Raw genomic sequence first — 17,133 nt, 5'->3', positions numbered from 1 at the left:
TGTGCGCCCGCCTCGGCGCCTGGCGCTAGATGCCCCCCTCCGTGCTGGGTACCGTCGCGGGCATGGAGACGACGGTCAGGCTGACGGTCGACGGGACCCCCCACGAGGTCTCCGTCGACACCCGGACGACGCTGCTCGACGCGCTGCGCGAGCGGCTCGACGTCCACACCGTGAAGAAGGGCTGCGACCACGGGCAGTGCGGGTCGTGCACCGTGCTGCTCGACGACCGCCGCCACCTGACGTGCCTCGCCCTCGCGGTGTCGTACGACGGCGCCACGATCACCACCGCGGACGGGCTCGGCGAGGGCGACGACCTGCACCCGGTGCAGCAGGCGTTCCTGAACCACGACGGCTACCAGTGCGGCTACTGCACGCCTGGCCAGGTGTGCTCCGCCGTCGGCATGCTCGAGGAGGTCAAGCAGGGCCACCCGAGCCACGTCACCGAGGACCTGGAGGCCGACGTCGACCTCGACGCCGAGGGTGAGCTCATGGTCGACGAGGAGATCAAGGAGCGGATGAGCGGCAACCTGTGCCGCTGCGGTGCCTACCGCGGCATCGTCGACGCGATCCGCGAGGCCGCCGGGCTCGAGCAGCACGAGCGTCAGGAGGCGGGCGCGTGAAGGAGCTGACCTACGTCCGGGCCACCGACGCCGCCGAGGCCGTCGCCGCGGTCACCGCCGACCCCGACGCCCGCTTCCTCGCGGGCGGCACCAACCTGGTCGACCACCTCAAGCTCGGCGTCGCGACGCCCGGCAGCCTGGTCGACGTCAGCGGGCTGCCGCTGACCGAGGTCGAGTCCCTGCCCGACGGCGGCGTCCGGATCGGCGCCAACGTGCGGAACTCCGACCTCGCCGTCCACCCGCTGCTGCGCCACGGCTTCGGTGCCGTCAGCCGCGCGCTCCTCGCGGGCGCGTCGGGCCAGATCCGCAACCAGGCCACCACCGGCGGCAACCTGCTGCAGCGCACCCGCTGCGTGTACTTCCAGGACTCCTCGACGCCCTGCAACAAGCGCGAGCCCGGGTCCGGGTGCTCCGCGATCGGCGGGTACGGCCGGTACGACGCGATCCTCGGCACCAGCGAGGCCTGCGTCGCGACGCACCCCTCCGACCTCGCCGTCGCCCTGGCCGCGCTCGACGCGACCGTCGTCGTGCTCGGGCCCGACGGGGAGCGTCGCGTGCCGATGGGCGAGCTGCACCGGCTGCCCGGCCACCACCCCGAGCGCGACACCACGCTCGCGCACGGCGAGCTGATCACCCACGTCGAGCTGGCCGGCTCCCCGGTGGCGCGTCGGTCGACGTACGTGAAGGCGCGCGACCGGGCGTCGTACGCGTTCGCGCTCGTCTCCGTCGCCGCCGGCCTCGAGCTGGACGGCGAGGGCCCCGACGCCGTCGTCACCGACGTCCGACTCGCCTGGGGCGGGGTCGCGCACAAGCCGTGGCGGGCCACCGCCGCCGAGGACGTGCTGCGCGGCCGTCCGCTCGACGCCGCCGCCGTCCGCGAGGCCGTCGACGCCGAGACGCGCCACGCGACCACCACCGACCAGAACGCCTACAAGCCCGCGATGCTGCGTGGCGTCACCACGAGCGCGCTGACGACGCTCGCCGGGAGGGACCTCGCATGACCGCCACCCCGATCCGCCCCCGCTCGATGGGCACCCACCTCACCCGCCTCGACGGGCACGAGAAGGTCACCGGCGTCGCGGCGTACGCCGTCGAGCACGCCCTCGACCTGCCCGAGCGGCCGCTGCACGCCTGGCTCGTCACCTCGACCATCGCCCGCGGCACCGTCGAGCGGGTCGACGCGAGCGACGCCCTCGCCCACCCGGGCGTCGTGCAGGTCCTCGACCACACCTCGGCCCGGCGGCTGGCCAAGCCGGACGACGCCGAGCTGGCCGTCCTGCAGGACGACGCCATCGGCTTCCGCGGCCAGATCGTCGCGGTCGTGCTCGCCGAGACGAGCGAGGCCGCGCGGGAGGGCGCCCGCCTGGTGCGGGTCCACCAGACCCCGGCCGCCGCTCCCGCCGAGGTCGTCCTCGACGACGGCGAGGCGTACGCCCCCGAGGTCGCCAACGCCGGCCACGAGCCCGACACCACCGACGGCGACGTCGACGCGGCCCTGGCGGGCGCCGCGGTCGTCGTGGACGCGACGTACACGACGCCGCACGAGTTCAACAGCCCGATGGAGCCGCACGCGGTGACCGCGGTGTGGGACGGCGAGCACCTGTCGATGTGGGACTCCACCCAGTCGGTCCACGGCGTCGCCTCCGTGATCGGGCGGGCGCTCGGGCTGGAGCGGGGGAAGACGCGCGTGCGGGCGCCGTACGTCGGGGGCGGGTTCGGCAGCAAGGGCCTCCCCCATGCCCCGGAGATGGCGGCGGCGCTGGCGGCGTTCGCGGCCGACGGCCGGCCGGTGCAGCTCGCGGTGACCCGCCAGCAGATGTTCTCCCTGACCGGCTACCGCACCCAGACCGTCTCCCGCTTCCGGCTCGGCGCCGAGCCGGACGGCCGGCTGCTCGCACTCAGCCACGACGCGCTGAGCCAGACGTCGCGCTACAAGGAGTTCGTCGAGCAGACGGCCACCTCGGCGCGCACCATGTACGCCGCCGACGCCCGCGCCACCACCCACCGGGTCGTGCCGCTGGACGTCGCCGTCCCGGCGTGGATGCGCGCGCCCGGCGAGATGCCCGGCATGTTCGCGCAGGAGGTGGCGATGGACGAGCTCGCCGTCGCCTGCGGCGTCGACCCGATCCAGCTGCGGCTGCGCAACGAGCCCGACGTGGACCCGGACACCGGCAACCTGTTCAACAACCGGCGGCTGCTCGAGTGCCTCGAGCGCGGCGCCGCCCGGTTCGGGTGGGCCGAGCGCGACCCCGAGCCCGGCGTCCGCCTCGACGGCGACTGGCGGGTGGGGACCGGCGTCGCGTCGGCGTCGTACCCGGCGCTGTTCATGCCCGGCAACACCACCCGGATCCAGGCCCTGGGCGAGGGCCGGTACGCCGTCTCCATCGGTGCCGTCGACATCGGCACCGGCGCCCGGACCGTGCTGACCCAGATCGCCGCCGACGCCCTCGGCGTCGAGCCCGGGCGCATCGAGTTGTCGCTGGGCGACACGGAGCTGCCGAAGGCGACCGTCGCCGGCGGCTCGGCGGGCACGTCGTCCTGGGGCACGTCCATCGTCCTGGCCGCCCAGCAGCTCCGCGCCGACCACGGCGACGACCCCGACGCGGGCGTCGAGACCACGGCGACGTCCGAGGGCTACCCCGACATGGAGAACCTCGCGCTGCACTCCTTCGGCGCGGTCTTCGCCGAGACGCGGGTGCACCGGTGGACCGGCGAGGTGCGCGTGCCGCGGATGCTCGGCGTCTACTCCGTCGGCCGGGTCATCAACCCCACCACCGCCCGCTCCCAGTTCCTCGGCGGTCTCGTCATGGGGCTGTCGGGCGCACTGTTCGAGGAGGGCTACCGCGACCCGCGGTTCGGCCACGTGGTGACGCAGGACCTCGCGACGTACCACGTCGCCTCCCACGCGGACGTCGGCGACCTCCAGGTCGAGTGGCTCGACGAGGAGGACACCGCGGCCACCCCCATGGGCAGCCGCGGCATCGGCGAGATCGGCATCGTCGGCACCGCCGCGGCGATCGCCAACGCGACCTTCCACGCCACCGGCACCCGCGTCCGCGACCTGCCGCTGACGGCGGACCACTTCCTCACCTGAGCCACCGGAGGTCGAGGTGCGAGGAGCCCTGGCGACGAGCCACGAGACCCGGTGAGCTGGACGGCTGCCTGGGGCGATGAGAGCTGCCGACTGCACTGTCGCCTCGATCCGTCACCGCCCGCGTAGGCCTCCACGCGCGACGCGCGGTAGCCGGTCGGACCGCTCCTCGGTTGATCCGGGAGTGTGTCGATTCGCTGTCGCTATGGCGACAGCAAATCAACGCACTTGCGACAGTGAAGTCGGACGACAGTCTGCCGTGCCGCGTCGTTCCGGTGCGGTGATCTCGTGGCTCGGCCGCGGGCGGCCTCACACCTCGATCTCCGAGCGTCGACCGCAGAGGTACCTCAGGCGTCGAGCACCAGGTCGGTGAGCGGGCGGGAGCAGCACGGGAGGATGCGGCCGACGTCGATCTCGCGCTGGCGGATGCCGCCCTGGTGCCGCATGTCGACCTCGCCCTCGACGAGCGAGATCTTGCAGGTGCCGCAGAGGCCCTGGCGGCACGACGAGCGGAGCATGACGCCGGCAGCGGTGACGGCGTCGAGGACGGTGTCGCCCGGGCCGCAGACCACGGTCCGGCCGGTGCGCTTGAGCTCGACCCGCACCGTGGCCGGGGCGTCCGCGTCCACCGGGGCCTCCGCGAACAGCGCGTCCGCGGTGCCCACCTCGAACGACTCGCGGTGCACCCGCTCGGGGTCCACGCCGAGGCCGTCGAGGAGCGCGGTCGCGGCGGCCATGTAGCCGGGCGGGCCGCAGAGGAAGACCTCGCGGCGGTCGAGGTCCGGCGCCACCAGCTGCAGCAGCGACGCGGACAGCCGGCCGAGCGGCCCGTCCCACCGGTCCGCCGGCGAGTCCGACTCGCACACCGAGGTCACCCGCAGGTCGAGACCCGACTCGGGGAGCGCGGCGAGCTCGCGGCGGAACAGGATGTCGGACGGGGTCCGCGCGCTGTGGACGAGCACCACGCTCGCCCCGCTCCCCCGGTCGGCCATCGCCCGGACCATCGACATCGCCGGGGTGGCGCCGCTGCCCGCGGTCAGGAAGAGGTACGACGACGCCGGGTGCTCGACGTCCGTGAAGGCGCCGGCGGGTCCGCGGGCGCGCAGCCGGTCGCCGGGGCGGACGTGGTCGTGGAGCCACGGCGAGACCACCCCGCCGGGCTGCCGCTTGACCGTGATCGTCAGCGTCCCGGGACGGGTCGGCGGGGACGAGATCGTGTAGCAGCGCTCCACACTCTCCCCCGTGGTGGACCCGTCGACGGGCACGGTCAGCGTCAGGTGCTGCCCGGCGTCGAACCGGCCGTCCCACCCGGCGGGGGCCTCCAGCACGAACGTCGTCACGTCGTGGGTCACCGGGACGACCCGGCGAACCAGCAGGTCCGCGTCGAAACCGCTCACGAGGCCCGTCCCGCGGTGAGCCCGTCGAGCATCTTGGCGGTGTACCAGGACAGGAAGTGGTCGACCTGGTACTCGCTCGAGGTGTACGGACCGGGCTCGTACGCCGGGTCGGCGACGCCGGCCTGGGTGAGCGCGACGAAGGCGCTGTCCTGGGCGTTGGTCTCGGTCCACACGTGGGTGAGCTCGGCGAGGTCGTAGTCCACGCCCTCCACCGCGTCCTCGTGCACGAGCCAGGTGGTGCGCACCAGGGTCCGGTCGACGCCGAGCGGCAGCACCGAGAAGACGACGGCGTGGTCGGACAGCACGTGCAGCCACGCGTTGGGCTGCGTGTGGATGCTCAGCCGACCCAGCCGGGCCTCGCCCAGGTCCGCCAGCGGGCGGCGTACGACGGCCCGGCCGGTCAGCGAGAACGACTCCCCCGCCCCGTCCAGGGGCTCACGGGCGACGCGGTGGGCGACGTCGGGGTCGACCAGGTCCTCCAGGAGCGCGTCCGGCAGGCCGAGCTCGACGCACCGCGCGTGGAGGTCGGCCTCGGCGGCGGTGAACCGCTCGTGGGCGGGGCGCAGCCGCTCGGGCACCTCGTGGGCCTCGAGCCCGTACGTCGGGAAGAACGAGCACGACAGCTCGGGGTGGCCGTCGCAGTGGTAGCACTCGCGGTTGTTCTCCATGACGAGCTTCCAGTTGCCGGCCTCCTCCAGGTCGACCTGCGCCGCGACCTTGGCCCGGGCGAGGCCGTGGGGCTCGAGGTACGGCGTCGCGAGCGCGGCGAAGTCGTCGATGTCGGTCGGCGGCACCGCGGCGAGGCTGAGGAACACCAGCCCCGCGACCGCACGGACGGCGACGGCGCGCAGCGACAGGCAGGCCGGGTCCGTGCCGGTCAGCCCGGGCGCGTGCAGGAGTCGGCCGTCGGTGCCGTAGGTCCACGAGTGGTAGCCGCAGGTGAGGTTGCCGACGAAGCCGGACGGCTCGGTCAGCAAGCGCGCCCCGCGGTGGCGGCAGACGTTGTGGAAGGCGCGGACCTGACCGTCGTCGTCCCGGATGACGATGATCGAGCGCCTGTCGACGTCGATCGTCACGAAGTCCCCGGGCTCGCGGACCTCCGCCTCGGTGGTCGCGAGGAACCAGTGGCGGCCGAAGACGTGGCGCAGGTCGGCGTCGTACACGGCCGCGTCGGTGTAGAGGTGACCCGGCAGCGGGCGGCCGGGCACCCGCTCGAGGAGGTCCCACTCGAGCCCGGTGGGCTGGGCGGTGGTGGGGAGCGCGGTCACGGGGTCCTCCTCAGATCGCGACGCAGAGCCGGAGCGCGTCGTAGACGGCGGCGTGGATGTTGCGGCTGCAGACCGCGTCGCCGATGCGGAACAGCTGGTAGCCGCCGAGCGGGTTGGTCGCGACCTCCTGCGGCCGGCCAGCCAGCAGCGCGGCCTGGTCGACCTCGCCGAGGTTCGTCGAGCCGGCCACGAGGCGGTGGTAGAGGTCGTCGGCGGGCACGGTGCCGTGCTCGACGACGACCGCGTCGACCTCGCGGCGCCAGGTCCGGTCGGTGTAGTCGCTGCCGAGCGTCGCGACCAGCCGCCGGCTGCCGGGCACCCGCGCCACCGACCGCAGCCGGGTCGCCAGCGTGGTGCGGACGTCGTGCTCGGCGAAGGCGGTGAGGTACGCCGGGGAGTTCATGCCGCCGACCCCGATGCCGACCGTGCGCTCCGGGGTGACGAGCTCGACGTCGCAGCCGCGGCCGGCCAGCAGCTCGACGGTGCCGAGCGCGGCCTCGCCGCCGTGGTCGTCGTACACCAGGACGGTGCCGGTGGGGTGGCGGTCGCCGGACAGGACGTCCCAGGTGTCGAGGACGAGCTCGGAGCCGGAGTCGAGGACGTCGGTGTTCGGCAGGCCGCCGGTGGCGACGACGACCACGTCGGGGTCGCGGGCGAGGACGTCGTCCGGCTCGGCCATCACGCCGCAGCGGATCTCGACGCCGAGGTGGGCCGCCTCCGCCACGCGCCAGTCGACGACGCCGACGAGGTCGCGGCGCCGGGGGGCGGCCGCGGCGAGGCGGACCTGACCGCCGGGGGCGGCGTTGGCCTCGAGCACGGTCACGTCGTGGCCCCGCTCCCCCAGCACCCGGGCGGCCTCGAGGCCGGCGATGCCGGCGCCGACGACGACGGCCCGCTTGCGGGCGCGCTCGGTCGGCGGCACGAGCTGCGGCCACAGCAGCTCCCGCCCGGTGGCGGCGTTGTGAAGGCACTTGGCGTCGCCGGACTCGTAGATCGCGTCCAGGCAGTAGTTCGCGCCGACGCAGGGCCGGATCCGGTCCTCCTCGCCCCGGGCGACCTTCGCGACGAGGTGGGGGTCGGCGATCTGAGGGCGGGTGAGGCCGACGAGGTCAAGCAGGCCGGCGGTGATCGCGTGCCGGGCGGTCGCGACGTCCGAGATCATCGAGGAGTGCATGACGGGGACGTCGACCCGCGCGCGGACCTCCCCGGCGAACGCGAGGTGCGGCGCCGAGCGGCCGCCCATCGAGGGGATGACCTTCGCCAGCGTCGCGTCGGAGTCGATCGTGCCGCGGATCACCGAGAGCACGTCGACGCCCTCCGCCGACATCAGCCGGACGGTCTCGACCGCCTCGTCGAGGTCGATCCCGCCGACCAGGCACTCGTCCATGCTCATCCGCAGGCCGATGAGGAAGTCACCCCCGACCGCGGCGCGGACCTCCCGGACGACGCGGAGGCCGAAGGCTCGGCGCCGGTCGGCGTCCCCGCCGTACGCGTCGTCGCGGTCGTTGGTCGCGGCCGAGAGGAAGCCGTCGAGCAGGTGGCCGTACGCCTCGAGCTCGATGCCGTCGAGGCCCGCGTCCCGGCAGCGCCGGGCGGCGGCGACGTAGTGGCCGACGATGCGGTCGACGTCCCAGGCCTCGGCGACCTTCGGGAACGAGCGGTGGGCGGGCTCGCGCTGCCCGCTGGGGTAGACCAGCGGGAGCCAGTCGCCGGAGAAGTTGCTGGAGCGGCGCCCGAGGTGGGTCAGCTGGATCATCACCGCGGCCCCGGCGTCGTGGACCTCGTCGGCGAGCGCGCGCAGCCAGCCGACGACCTCGTCGCGGTGCACCTCGATGTTGCCGAACGCCGGCGGGCTGTCCGGGGAGACCACGGCGGAGCCGCCGATCATGGTGAGGCCGACCCCGCCGCGGGCCTTCTCGACGTGGTAGCGCCGGTAGCGCTCCTTCGGCATCCCGTCCTCCGTGTACGCCGGCTCGTGCGACGCGCTGACCACGCGGTTGCGCAGCTCGAGGTGGCCGAGGGTGAAGGGCTGCAGCAGCGGGTCGGCCAGCCCGGTCCGCCCGGACCCGGGCGTGTGCTCACGGGCGGCGAGGGTCGTCATGGGCGTCAGTCTGCAAGCCCGCGACCGTGCACACCATCGCAAGAAACGACGCCCGACCGTGCGTCAGGACTGCACGGTACGACGGACGGGTCACCCGTGGACGGCGACCGGCTCCCCGAGGAGGTCCGCGCGCGGCACGACACCGAGCCCGGGGCCTTCCGGCAGCGCGATCCGGCCGTCGACCACCTCCGGTCCGTGGTCGGGGTCGAGGTGCTGCTCGACGTACGGCTGGGCGATCCAGACCCCCTCCAGCAGGCGGGGGTCGACCGTGGCGGCCAGCTGCACGCACGCCGCCGCGACGACGTCGCCGCCCCAGGCGTCGTCCACGGTGTGCGGCACGTGTGTCGCCTCGCAGACGTCGCGGAAGGTGGCCATGGGCACGAGGCCCCCGAGCCGGGTCACCTTCATGGCGAACCCGTCGACGACGCCGCGACCGATCGCCCGGACGACGGTCGCGAGGTCGGTGCCGGCCTCGTCGAGGTGGACGGGGTGGGCCAGCCGGTCGCGGACGACCTCGAGCTCCGCGAGGGTGTCGCAGGGCTGCTCGAGCACCAGCGGCACGTCGCGGCACTGCTGGCTCAGCCGGACGACGTCGGAGGTGGTCAGCGACCGGTTGCCGTCGACGACCAGCCGCGCCCCGGTGCCCTCGAGGCGCTCCCACACCCGGTGGACGACCTCGACGTCGGTCTCGACGGGGCGTCCGGCGATCTTCACCTGGATGCGGCGGTAGCCGGCCGCGACCCTCGCCGCGGCGGTCTCCGCGACGGCGTCGGGCTCGCCGACGCCGGTCGCGTAGTAGGAGGGCACCGCGTCGACGAGCGGTCCCCCGAGCAGGTCGGCCACCCGGACGCCGCGGTGCCGGGCGACGAGGTCGTGCGCGGCGATGTCGACCGCGGCCTTGGCGTAGCGGTGGCCGGCGAGGCTGCCGTCCATGGTCCGGTGGAGCCCGCGGAGCCGGCTCGGGTCCCGGCCGAGCAGGGAGGGACAGAGCTCGGCGAGGGCCGCGCGGGCGCCGAGGGCGTGGTGCGGCTGGTACGTCGGGCCGACCGGGCACGTCTCGCCCCAGCCGACGGTCCCGTCGTCCGCGGTGATCCGCACCAGCGTGCTGTCGAGGGCGTCGACCTCGCTGCTGGCGATGCGGTAGGTGCCCCCGACCACCGGCATGCGGTGGGAGAACACGGCGATCTCGGCGATCCTCACGGGGCCCTCACCGGCCCACCGTACCGAGGTACGTCCCGCCCAGGACGCTGCAGATCGTCGCGAAGATCCGGGCAGAACCGTGCAATCATGCTGCATGCTCGATGCCCGTCTCCACGCGCTGCGACTGGTGGCACAGCACGGCAGCGTCACCGCGGCGGCGGAGGCGAGCGGCTACAGCCCGTCGGCGGTGTCGGCACAGCTGCGGTCGCTGGCCAAGGAGGTCGGGGCACCGGTGGTGGAGCCGCAGGGCCGCGGCGTCCGCCTGACCGACGCCGCCCTCGTCCTGCTGGACCACGCCCACGACGTGGCCGCGAGCTGGGAGGCGGCCCGGGCCCGCGTGCAGGCCCACGCGGGCGGCCACCTCACCCTGTGCGGCTTCTCGACCGCCGCCGCCACCCTGCTCCCCCACGCGGCCCGGCGGGTCGCCGAGGAGCACCCCGGCACCGTCGTCCGCATCGTCGAGGCCGACCCCGTCGAGTGCTTCGACCTGCTGCTCGCCGAGCGCGCCGACCTCGCCGTCGTGGTGGCCACCGAGGCGACGCCCTCACGCGCCGACCGCCGCTTCGAGCAGCACGCCCTGGGCGAGGACCCCCTCGACCTCCTCGTCCCGACCGACCACCCGCTCGCCGGACGCGCGTCGGTCGCCCTGTCCGAGGCCGCGGACGAGCCGTGGATCATGGACCGCCCCGGCCGGCCGTACCACCGCCTCGTCGCCGGCGCGTGCCTCGCGGCGGGCTTCACTCCCGACCTCGCCCACGAGGCGGTCGAGTGGGACACCGGCGCGGCACTGGTCCACGCCGGCCTCGGGGTCGCCCTCGTCCCGCAGCTCGCGAACCTGCCGTCGGTCTACGACATCGTCCGCGTGCCGCTGCGCGGCGACCCCCGCCCCGCGCGCCACCTGCTCGGCGTCCACCGCACCGGCGCCCGCGCCCACCCCCGCGTCGCCACCGCGCTCGCCGCGATGGGCACCGGGGACTGACCCAGCCACCGCTGGTCGAGCAGCACGCGAGCGCCAGCGAGCGCGCGTCGTCGAGACCGTGGCCACCCCGAGGGCGGACCGTGGTGGTTCGCTGTCGTCATGGCGACAGCGAATCCACACACGTCGGCCGCGGCGGTCCCCGACCCCCTGGAGCAGCTGAGCCTGGCCGAGCTGCGGAGCCGCACCAGCATCAAGTGGCGGCAGTACCCCGACGACGTCCTCCCGCTGTGGGTCGCGGAGATGGACGTCGTCCTCGCCGAGCCGGTCGTCGCCGCGGTGAGCGACGCGATGCGGCGGGGCGACACGGGCTACCCCGTCGGGACGGCGTACGCCGAGGCGCTGGCCGGGTTCGCCGCGCGGCGGTGGGGCTGGGACGGGCTCGAGGTCGCGCGGACCGCGGTCGTGCCCGACGTCATGCAGGGCATCGTCGAGACGCTGCGCCTGGTCACCGCCCCCGGCGACACCGTCGTCGTGAGCGCCCCCGTCTACCCGCCGTTCCAGGCGTTCACCGCCCACGACGGACGGCGGGTGGTCGAGGCCGGGCTGACGCCGGACGGCCGCCTCGACCTCGACGACCTCGACCGCCGACTCCACGAGGCCGTCGCCGGCGGCGGGCGGGCGGCGTACCTGATGAGCAACCCGCACAACCCGACCGGCGTGGTCCACACCCGCGTCGAGCTGGAGGCCGTCGCCGCGCTCGCCCGGCGCCACGGGGTCCGGGTCGTCGCGGACGAGATCCACGCCGCGCTCGTGCCCGCGGGCGCCACCTTCGTCCCCTACCTGTCGGTCGCCGGGGCCGAGGACGCCTTCGTCGTCACCTCCGCGTCGAAGGCGTGGAACCTCGCGGGCCTGAAGTCGGCCGTCCTGGTCGCCGGGCCCGAGGCGGCCGCCGACCTGGCCCGGCTGCCCGAGGAGGTCGGCCACGGCGCGAGCCACCTCGCCGTGCTCGCCCACACCGCCGCGCTCACCGCGGGCGAGCCCTGGCTCGACGCCCTGCTGCTCGGTCTCGACGCCAAGCGGACGCTGTTGGGCGGGCTGCTGGCCGAGCACCTCCCCGCCGTCCGCTGGACGCCGCCCGAGGCGACCTACCTCGCCTGGCTCGACTGCCGCGACCTGGGCCTGCCCGACGACGACTCCTCGCCGGGCGACGGGCCCGCCGTGGTCACCGACCTCGCCGGACCCGCCCGGTTCTTCGTCGACGCCGCGCGGGTCGCCCTCAGCGCCGGGCACACCTTCGGCACCGGCGGCGCGGGCCACGTGCGGCTCAACCTCGCGACGTCGACCGAGGTCCTCACCGAGGCCGTGAGAAGGATGGGCGCGGCCGTCCGCGACCGGTGAGGGCTCAGGACCGGGAGGTCTCCAGTGCCGCCTGCAGCTTCTCGAGCCCGCGCGAGCAGTAGCTCTTCACCGTGCCCTCCGAGATCCCCAGGTCCTGCGCGGTCTCCCGCACCGACAGCCCGACCCAGTGGCGCAGCACCACCACCTTGCGCTGCATCTCGGGCAGGTCGCGCAGGGCGTCGTGGAGCACGCTGCGGTCCTCGTACGACGCCTCCGACTCCTCGCCCCGGTCGTGCCCGTCGAGGCCGCTGACCTCGCGGGAACGGAACGGCCGACGCACCTGGTCGAGGTTCGCGCGCACGATGATCCGCCGCGTGTAGGCCTCCGCGTTCTCGAGGCGCACCCGGGGCCAGGCGACGTACAGCTTCACGAGGGCGTCCTGCAGGACGTCCTCGGCACGGGAGGCGTCGCGGCACACGCCGTGGGCGATGCGTCGCAGGTGGGACTGGCGTGCGGCGACGAACTCGACGTACGCCGCCTCGCGCTCCTCACGCCTCACAGGACGCCCTCGCCCGAGTCGTACCGCTCGCGGGCGTCGGCGACGAACGCGTCGAGGTCGAAGAAGTCGATGCGGCTCGGGATCACGTCCGTCGTCCCGTCGACCCTCCGGAGCAGGGCGAACGTGCGCTCGCCGTTCACCTCGAGCTCCACCGCCACGGCGGGGCTCCCGGGCGGGGCGAAGCTCGGCCCGAGGTCCACGTCCCGCTGGTCCACGACCGTGATGCCCTCCCCGGCGACGACCTCGCCCGAGGCGTCCAGCGTCAGCGTCTCGTCGGGCACGGCGTCGCCGTCGAGCAGCCGCTGGGCGGCGACCACCGCCGGCAACCACTCCTCCAGGGCACCGACGGCCGGGCGCTGGGTGGTCGAGGACGACCCGCGACGCCAGGTCGCGAGCACGAACTCGCGTTCCCCCTCCCTCTCGACGACCAGCCCGATCGAGCGTCGACGCCCCTCGCCGTACGCCATGGGGTCGGCGACCCGCTGGACGACCGCCGCCCCGGCCGCGACGCACAGCCGTCCGACGCCGTCGTACTCCGCGAACGTGTCCCTGTCGCTCGGCGAGCACGACTCCGTGACGGGGTCGGCCTCCGGCGAGGGCGCGCTCGTCGGGTCGACCGCGAACCCGGCACCCGTCGGGCCCTGGCCGACCAGTCCGGTGGCGCCACCGACGGACACCCCGAGACCGATGACGACCGCGACCGCGGCGACCGACGCCCCCGTGAGCGCCGCGCGGCGACGACTCAGGGCCCTGCGGCCCGGGACGACGAAGTCGGACGGCGGCCGGTCGCCGCCGGCTCCACCACCGACGACCCCGTCGAGCTCACGCTCCCAGTCGATCTCCACGTCGCCTCCTGGTCGGTACGAGCACCCTGTCACCACTCCTACGACGACGGCGCACCATCGGTTGCCACGCCCGCCCGACCGGGCCGGTGTGACCGGGAGCACCGCGAACCTCAAGGGGAGCGCAGGGCATCCTCCGCGGCGGTTCAGCAGTCACCTCAGGATCCGGCCAGGCTTCCCCAAGGCCCCCGAAAAGGGGCTCCGCCGCTCGTACGGTGATGACATGTCAACGAACCAGCTGGGCCGGGGGGCCCTCGTGACCGTCGCGCTGGCCGCGATGGCCCTGCTGATGAGCGCGCTCGTCGTCACCGTCGGACCGGCCCAGGCTGCCGCACCGACGGGCGGGGTGCGCGGAGCGATCACCGGGCTCGGCGACAGCACCGCCGACCTCTCCTGGACGAGCACCGACGGCACCCGCAGCGGCACCAAGCGGGCCACGGGCGGGGTGTACTCGCTGAGCCTCGCGCCCGGCACCTACCGTCTCACCGTCACCGACCGCCGGCCGACGTACGACACGAGCAAGCGCGCTCCCTCGACCGTCGAGGTCACGGTGGAGGCCGGCAGGACCGTGCAGCGCAACGTCCGGCTCGTGCAGGGCGCCTCGATCGGCGGCAGCGTGAGGGCCGGCGGCACGGTGGCACCCCGCGCCCGGGTCGTCGCCGCGAGGAAGGACCAGACGGTCTACACCTCCACCGCGGACAGCCACGGCAACTACGCGCTGGGCGGCCTGCCCGCCGGCGCCTACTCCGTCTTCACCTACGACGCCCAGGGCGGGTGGACGGCGAGGAGCATCTACCTGCCGCGCCTGAGGGCGGGCGTCTACAAGCCGGTCGACATCGCGCTGGGGACGAAGGCGGGCACCCTGCTCCTCGACGTGTACGCCGGGGAGACCCGGGCGTCCGGGACCGGCTACGCCACGGCCGTGTCGGAGCGGACCGGCCAGTTCTGGGTCACCCGGATGCGCGGCGGCTCGTACACCTTCTCCGGCCTGTTCCCCGGCCGCTACCGCGTCGTCGTCCCGGGCTCCGGCAACTACCTGGGCACCACTGCCACCCCGCGGAAGGTCGTGAGGGCCGGTCGGGCCACGTTCGACTCCGTGCAGCTGACCGAGCGCGGCGCCTCCTTGCGGGGGACCCTCGTCGACGCGAACCGCCCGGAGGCGACCCTCGAGGACGGCCAGGTCCAGCTCCTCGACGAGCGCGGCACCGTCCTCGCCACCGCCACCACCGACGAGGACGGCACGTTCCGCCTCGGCGGGCAGCTCACCACCCGCACCGACCTGCGTCTCGTCGTCGGGCCCGGCCCGTACAGCCCGTACCTGGGCCGCGGCACGAGCTACTGCAAGTACGACGACCTGACCGTCCCGGTCGCGGTCCGCACCGGCCAGGAGACCTCCCTCGGTCGCCTCGGTCTGCCACACCTGCCCGACGCCGACCAGGACGGCGAGCAGTGCCACACCACCGTCCCCCCCTCTCCGGACACCACCACCGACGAGGACCCGTCATGACCCGACACATCCGCACGCGGACCCGCACCCACGCCGCACCCACGGCCACCGCAGCACCGGCTGCGGCTCCGGCAGCGGCCCCGCAGCAGGCTCCGGCCGCCCCGGTCGACAACCCCTACGTCACGGTCGCCGACCCGGGGCTGAACGCCTACGCCGAGCAGTTCCTGGCCGAGGTCGCGGCCATCGAGGAGAGCCGACCCACGGTCGGCTGCGTGATCCCGGCGTACAACGAGGCCGAGACCATCGGCGGGGTGCTCGACGCACTGCTGATGCAGACGCGGCTGCCGGACGTCATCCACCTGATCGTCAACAACACCAGCGACGACACCGTGGAGATCGCGTCCCACTGGGCCGGCAAGCACGAGCGGACCACCGAGCTCGGCACGCAGACCACCGAGATCTACGTCCACGACATCGGCGTGAACCCCGACAAGAAGGTCGGCGCGCTCAACCACGGCTACTCGCTGGTGTCCGACTGCGACTACATGCTCGGGGTCGACGGCGACACCACCCCGGAGCCGACCGCCGTCGAGGCGCTCGTCGCGGAGGTCACGAGCGACGACCGGATCGGCGGCATCTCGGCCATCTACTCCATCGACGACAGCGCGATGGACACCCGGGTCGGTCGGTGGCTGGTGGCCGGGCAGCGCGCCCAGTTCGCCGCCTTCAACATGCAGAACCTGCTGCGCGGGCGCAACATGGCGGTGCTCGGCGGCCAGTTCTCGATCTTCTCGACCCGCGCACTGCGCGAGGTCATGGCCCAGAGCCACCAGCGCACCCCGTGGGTGAACGACAGCGAGGTCGAGGACTCCCTGCTGTCGCTGCAGATCAAGAGCGCCGGCTACCTGACGAAGATCAGCGCCACCGCCCGCGCGCACGTCGGCGGCATGACCACCCTCCGCTCGCTGGACGCCCAGCAGGTCAAGTGGAACTTCGGCGCCATCGACCTGATGTGGCCGGGCCAGCGCGGCGACACGCGCGGCCAACCGCTCCACCCGAACCTGCGCCTGCGGTGGTTCGAGCACGCCTCGATGGTGCTCAACATCCTGACCCGCGTCGGCTTCCTGCTGCTGCTCATCGGGTCGCTGACGATCGACGCGTTCGTCTTCCAGGCCTGGTGGCTGATCCCGCCGACCGTCGCGATCCTGCTGAACCTCAAGGTCGTACGGGCCATGGCCAACGCCAACCGGCGCGACTACCTGTTCGCGGCCACGCTCGTGCAGGCCGAGGTCTACATGTGGGTGCGGATGGGCCACTTCGTCCGCGCCTGGCTCAAGTTCTTCTCCCACCAGCAGTCCGACAACTGGGCGGCCCAGGCCAAGGCGGAGAGCGGGCGCGGCAGCGCCTGGCTCTACCCCTACCTGACGCTGCTCGTCGTCGTCCTCGCCGGCCTGGCCATCTGGCTGCAGCTGTCCGTCGACGTCCGCTCGGCGATGCTCTCCGTCGGCTGGCCGGTGCTCGGCATCATCACCGTCGTCCAGACCGCCTGGATGGTGCTCAAGATCATGAAGCGAAACCGGGGGTTCCAGTCGTGACCACGTCCACCCGCACCACGGGGCGGATCGCCCTCGGCGTCGTCCTCGCCGCCACCGCCCTGGCGACGTCGTCCTGCGGCATCGTCGACTCGGCCGCCGGCCTCGTCGGCGGCGACCCCGCGGCCCAGCCGGCCGCGGCCGAGCGGCGTACGCCGGACCCGATCTCGTCGGAGTTCACGGACGACGGCACGGTGCAGGCCCACCTCGACGTCCGCGGCGCGGACGACATCGACGTGGTCCTCACGATGTACCCCACGGCCCGGACGCCCCGGACCCACGAGTGGCACCCGAAGGGCGGGAAGTACTTTACGTACACGCTCCAGGCCTTCGACACCTCGCGTGGCGAGCGCGACCCGTTCGACTCCAAGCGCGAGGTCTACCTGGGCGACCTCGACGTCTCCTCGGTCGTCATCGGCGAGGACGGGAAGCGCGACCGCAAGGCCGACGAGCCGTACCGTCTCGACGCCGAGGCCCGTGACGTGACGCTCGACCCCGAGCCGGCGGGCAACGACGACGGGATGCTCATCACCTCCCCCAAGGGCTCCTTCGAGCTCCAGGAGCAGAAGCTCGGCTCCGTGCCGCGGGGCACCCGCGGGGTGGAGCTGACGTTCGACGCCGTCGTCTTCGTCGAGACCTCCGCCGGCAGCGACACCTTCGACCGCCGGACCGTCAGCACCGACGTCCCGGTCGGGATCTTCGACTCCCGGGAGCGGACGACGTCGGACGCGGTCACACGCGACTGAACCGACCGACAGG

At 74.1% G+C, this 17,133-nt stretch carries 14 protein-coding genes; 8 read left to right on the top strand and 6 right to left on the bottom strand.

Annotated elements, in window-relative coordinates; all coding sequences use genetic code 11:
• Positions 1 to 62: 62 nt before the first annotated feature.
• Genes Q0858_RS02290 through Q0858_RS02280 form a run of 3 tightly spaced genes read left to right on the top strand, consistent with a single transcriptional unit; the run spans position 63 to position 3,714 of the window.
• Positions 63 to 620 carry a 2Fe-2S iron-sulfur cluster-binding protein gene (locus Q0858_RS02290; protein WP_299050626.1) on the top strand — a complete coding sequence of 186 codons (558 nt, stop codon included), beginning with the start codon at positions 63 to 65 and terminating at the stop codon, positions 618 to 620.
• Positions 617 to 1,621 carry a xanthine dehydrogenase family protein subunit M gene (locus Q0858_RS02285; RefSeq protein ID WP_299050623.1) on the top strand — a complete coding sequence of 335 codons (1,005 nt, stop codon included), beginning with the start codon at positions 617 to 619 and terminating at the stop codon, positions 1,619 to 1,621. The genes Q0858_RS02290 and Q0858_RS02285 overlap by 4 nt, the downstream gene beginning before the upstream one ends.
• Positions 1,618 to 3,714: a xanthine dehydrogenase family protein molybdopterin-binding subunit gene (locus tag Q0858_RS02280; protein WP_299050621.1), complete on the top strand. Its 2,097-nt coding sequence runs from the start codon at positions 1,618 to 1,620 to the stop codon at positions 3,712 to 3,714. The genes Q0858_RS02285 and Q0858_RS02280 overlap by 4 nt, the downstream gene beginning before the upstream one ends.
• Before the next feature lie 344 nt (positions 3,715 to 4,058).
• On the opposite strand, the gene Q0858_RS02275 is transcribed toward Q0858_RS02280, so the two are convergent.
• From Q0858_RS02275 to Q0858_RS02260, 4 genes are all read right to left on the bottom strand, one after another.
• Positions 4,059 to 5,108 (bottom strand): hybrid-cluster NAD(P)-dependent oxidoreductase, encoded by a 1,050-nt coding sequence (locus tag Q0858_RS02275; protein ID WP_299050618.1) that lies wholly within the window; start codon positions 5,106 to 5,108, stop codon positions 4,059 to 4,061.
• Complete coding sequence (locus Q0858_RS02270) at positions 5,105 to 6,376, bottom strand: aromatic ring-hydroxylating dioxygenase subunit alpha (protein ID WP_299050616.1); 1,272 nt, start codon at positions 6,374 to 6,376, stop codon at positions 5,105 to 5,107. Before Q0858_RS02270 ends, Q0858_RS02275 begins: the two co-directional genes overlap by 4 nt.
• 10 nt (positions 6,377 to 6,386) lie before the next feature.
• The gene (locus Q0858_RS02265) at positions 6,387 to 8,477 is read right to left on the bottom strand and encodes an NADH:flavin oxidoreductase (protein WP_299050615.1); all 2,091 of its coding nucleotides are present in this window, start codon (positions 8,475 to 8,477) and stop codon (positions 6,387 to 6,389) included.
• Between the two features lie 90 nt (positions 8,478 to 8,567).
• Positions 8,568 to 9,677, bottom strand: a complete 1,110-nt coding sequence (locus Q0858_RS02260) for a mandelate racemase/muconate lactonizing enzyme family protein (RefSeq protein WP_299050613.1) — start codon at positions 9,675 to 9,677, stop codon at positions 8,568 to 8,570.
• Between the two features lie 94 nt (positions 9,678 to 9,771).
• Here Q0858_RS02260 and Q0858_RS02255 point away from each other — a divergent pair, with 94 nt between their 5' ends.
• Together Q0858_RS02255 and Q0858_RS02250 are read left to right on the top strand one after the other, a co-directional pair.
• A complete protein-coding gene (locus Q0858_RS02255) occupies positions 9,772 to 10,656 on the top strand; it encodes a LysR family transcriptional regulator (protein ID WP_299050612.1) in 885 nt (294 codons plus the stop codon).
• A gap of 99 nt (positions 10,657 to 10,755) precedes the next feature.
• Positions 10,756 to 11,994, top strand: coding sequence for an aminotransferase class I/II-fold pyridoxal phosphate-dependent enzyme (locus Q0858_RS02250; protein ID WP_299050611.1), 1,239 nt, complete (start codon positions 10,756 to 10,758; stop codon positions 11,992 to 11,994).
• A 4-nt stretch (positions 11,995 to 11,998) separates the two neighbouring features.
• On the opposite strand, the gene Q0858_RS02245 is transcribed toward Q0858_RS02250, so the two are convergent.
• Entirely contained in the window at positions 11,999 to 12,493 is a 495-nt protein-coding gene (locus tag Q0858_RS02245) for a SigE family RNA polymerase sigma factor (protein ID WP_299050609.1), read from the bottom strand.
• Complete coding sequence (locus Q0858_RS02240; RefSeq protein WP_299050606.1) at positions 12,490 to 13,338, bottom strand: hypothetical protein; 849 nt, start codon at positions 13,336 to 13,338, stop codon at positions 12,490 to 12,492. Before Q0858_RS02240 ends, Q0858_RS02245 begins: the two co-directional genes overlap by 4 nt.
• 220 nt (positions 13,339 to 13,558) lie before the next feature.
• Here Q0858_RS02240 and Q0858_RS02235 point away from each other — a divergent pair, with 220 nt between their 5' ends.
• Genes Q0858_RS02235 through Q0858_RS02225 form a run of 3 tightly spaced genes read left to right on the top strand, consistent with a single transcriptional unit; the run spans position 13,559 to position 17,120 of the window.
• Positions 13,559 to 14,842, top strand: a complete 1,284-nt coding sequence (locus Q0858_RS02235; protein WP_299050603.1) for a hypothetical protein — start codon at positions 13,559 to 13,561, stop codon at positions 14,840 to 14,842.
• The gene (locus Q0858_RS02230) at positions 14,839 to 16,377 is read left to right on the top strand and encodes a glycosyltransferase (RefSeq protein ID WP_299050600.1); all 1,539 of its coding nucleotides are present in this window, start codon (positions 14,839 to 14,841) and stop codon (positions 16,375 to 16,377) included. The genes Q0858_RS02235 and Q0858_RS02230 overlap by 4 nt, the downstream gene beginning before the upstream one ends.
• Positions 16,374 to 17,120, top strand: a complete 747-nt coding sequence (locus Q0858_RS02225) for a hypothetical protein (RefSeq protein WP_299050597.1) — start codon at positions 16,374 to 16,376, stop codon at positions 17,118 to 17,120. The genes Q0858_RS02230 and Q0858_RS02225 overlap by 4 nt, the downstream gene beginning before the upstream one ends.
• The last annotated feature ends 13 nt before the right edge of the window (positions 17,121 to 17,133 follow it).

The organism is uncultured Nocardioides sp. (assembly GCF_947489365.1).
In the GTDB taxonomy this organism is placed as follows: Bacteria; Actinomycetota; Actinomycetes; order Propionibacteriales; family Nocardioidaceae; genus Nocardioides.
Note: the sequence above shows the minus strand (reverse complement) of the source record. Positions and strands in the feature narration are given on the sequence as shown.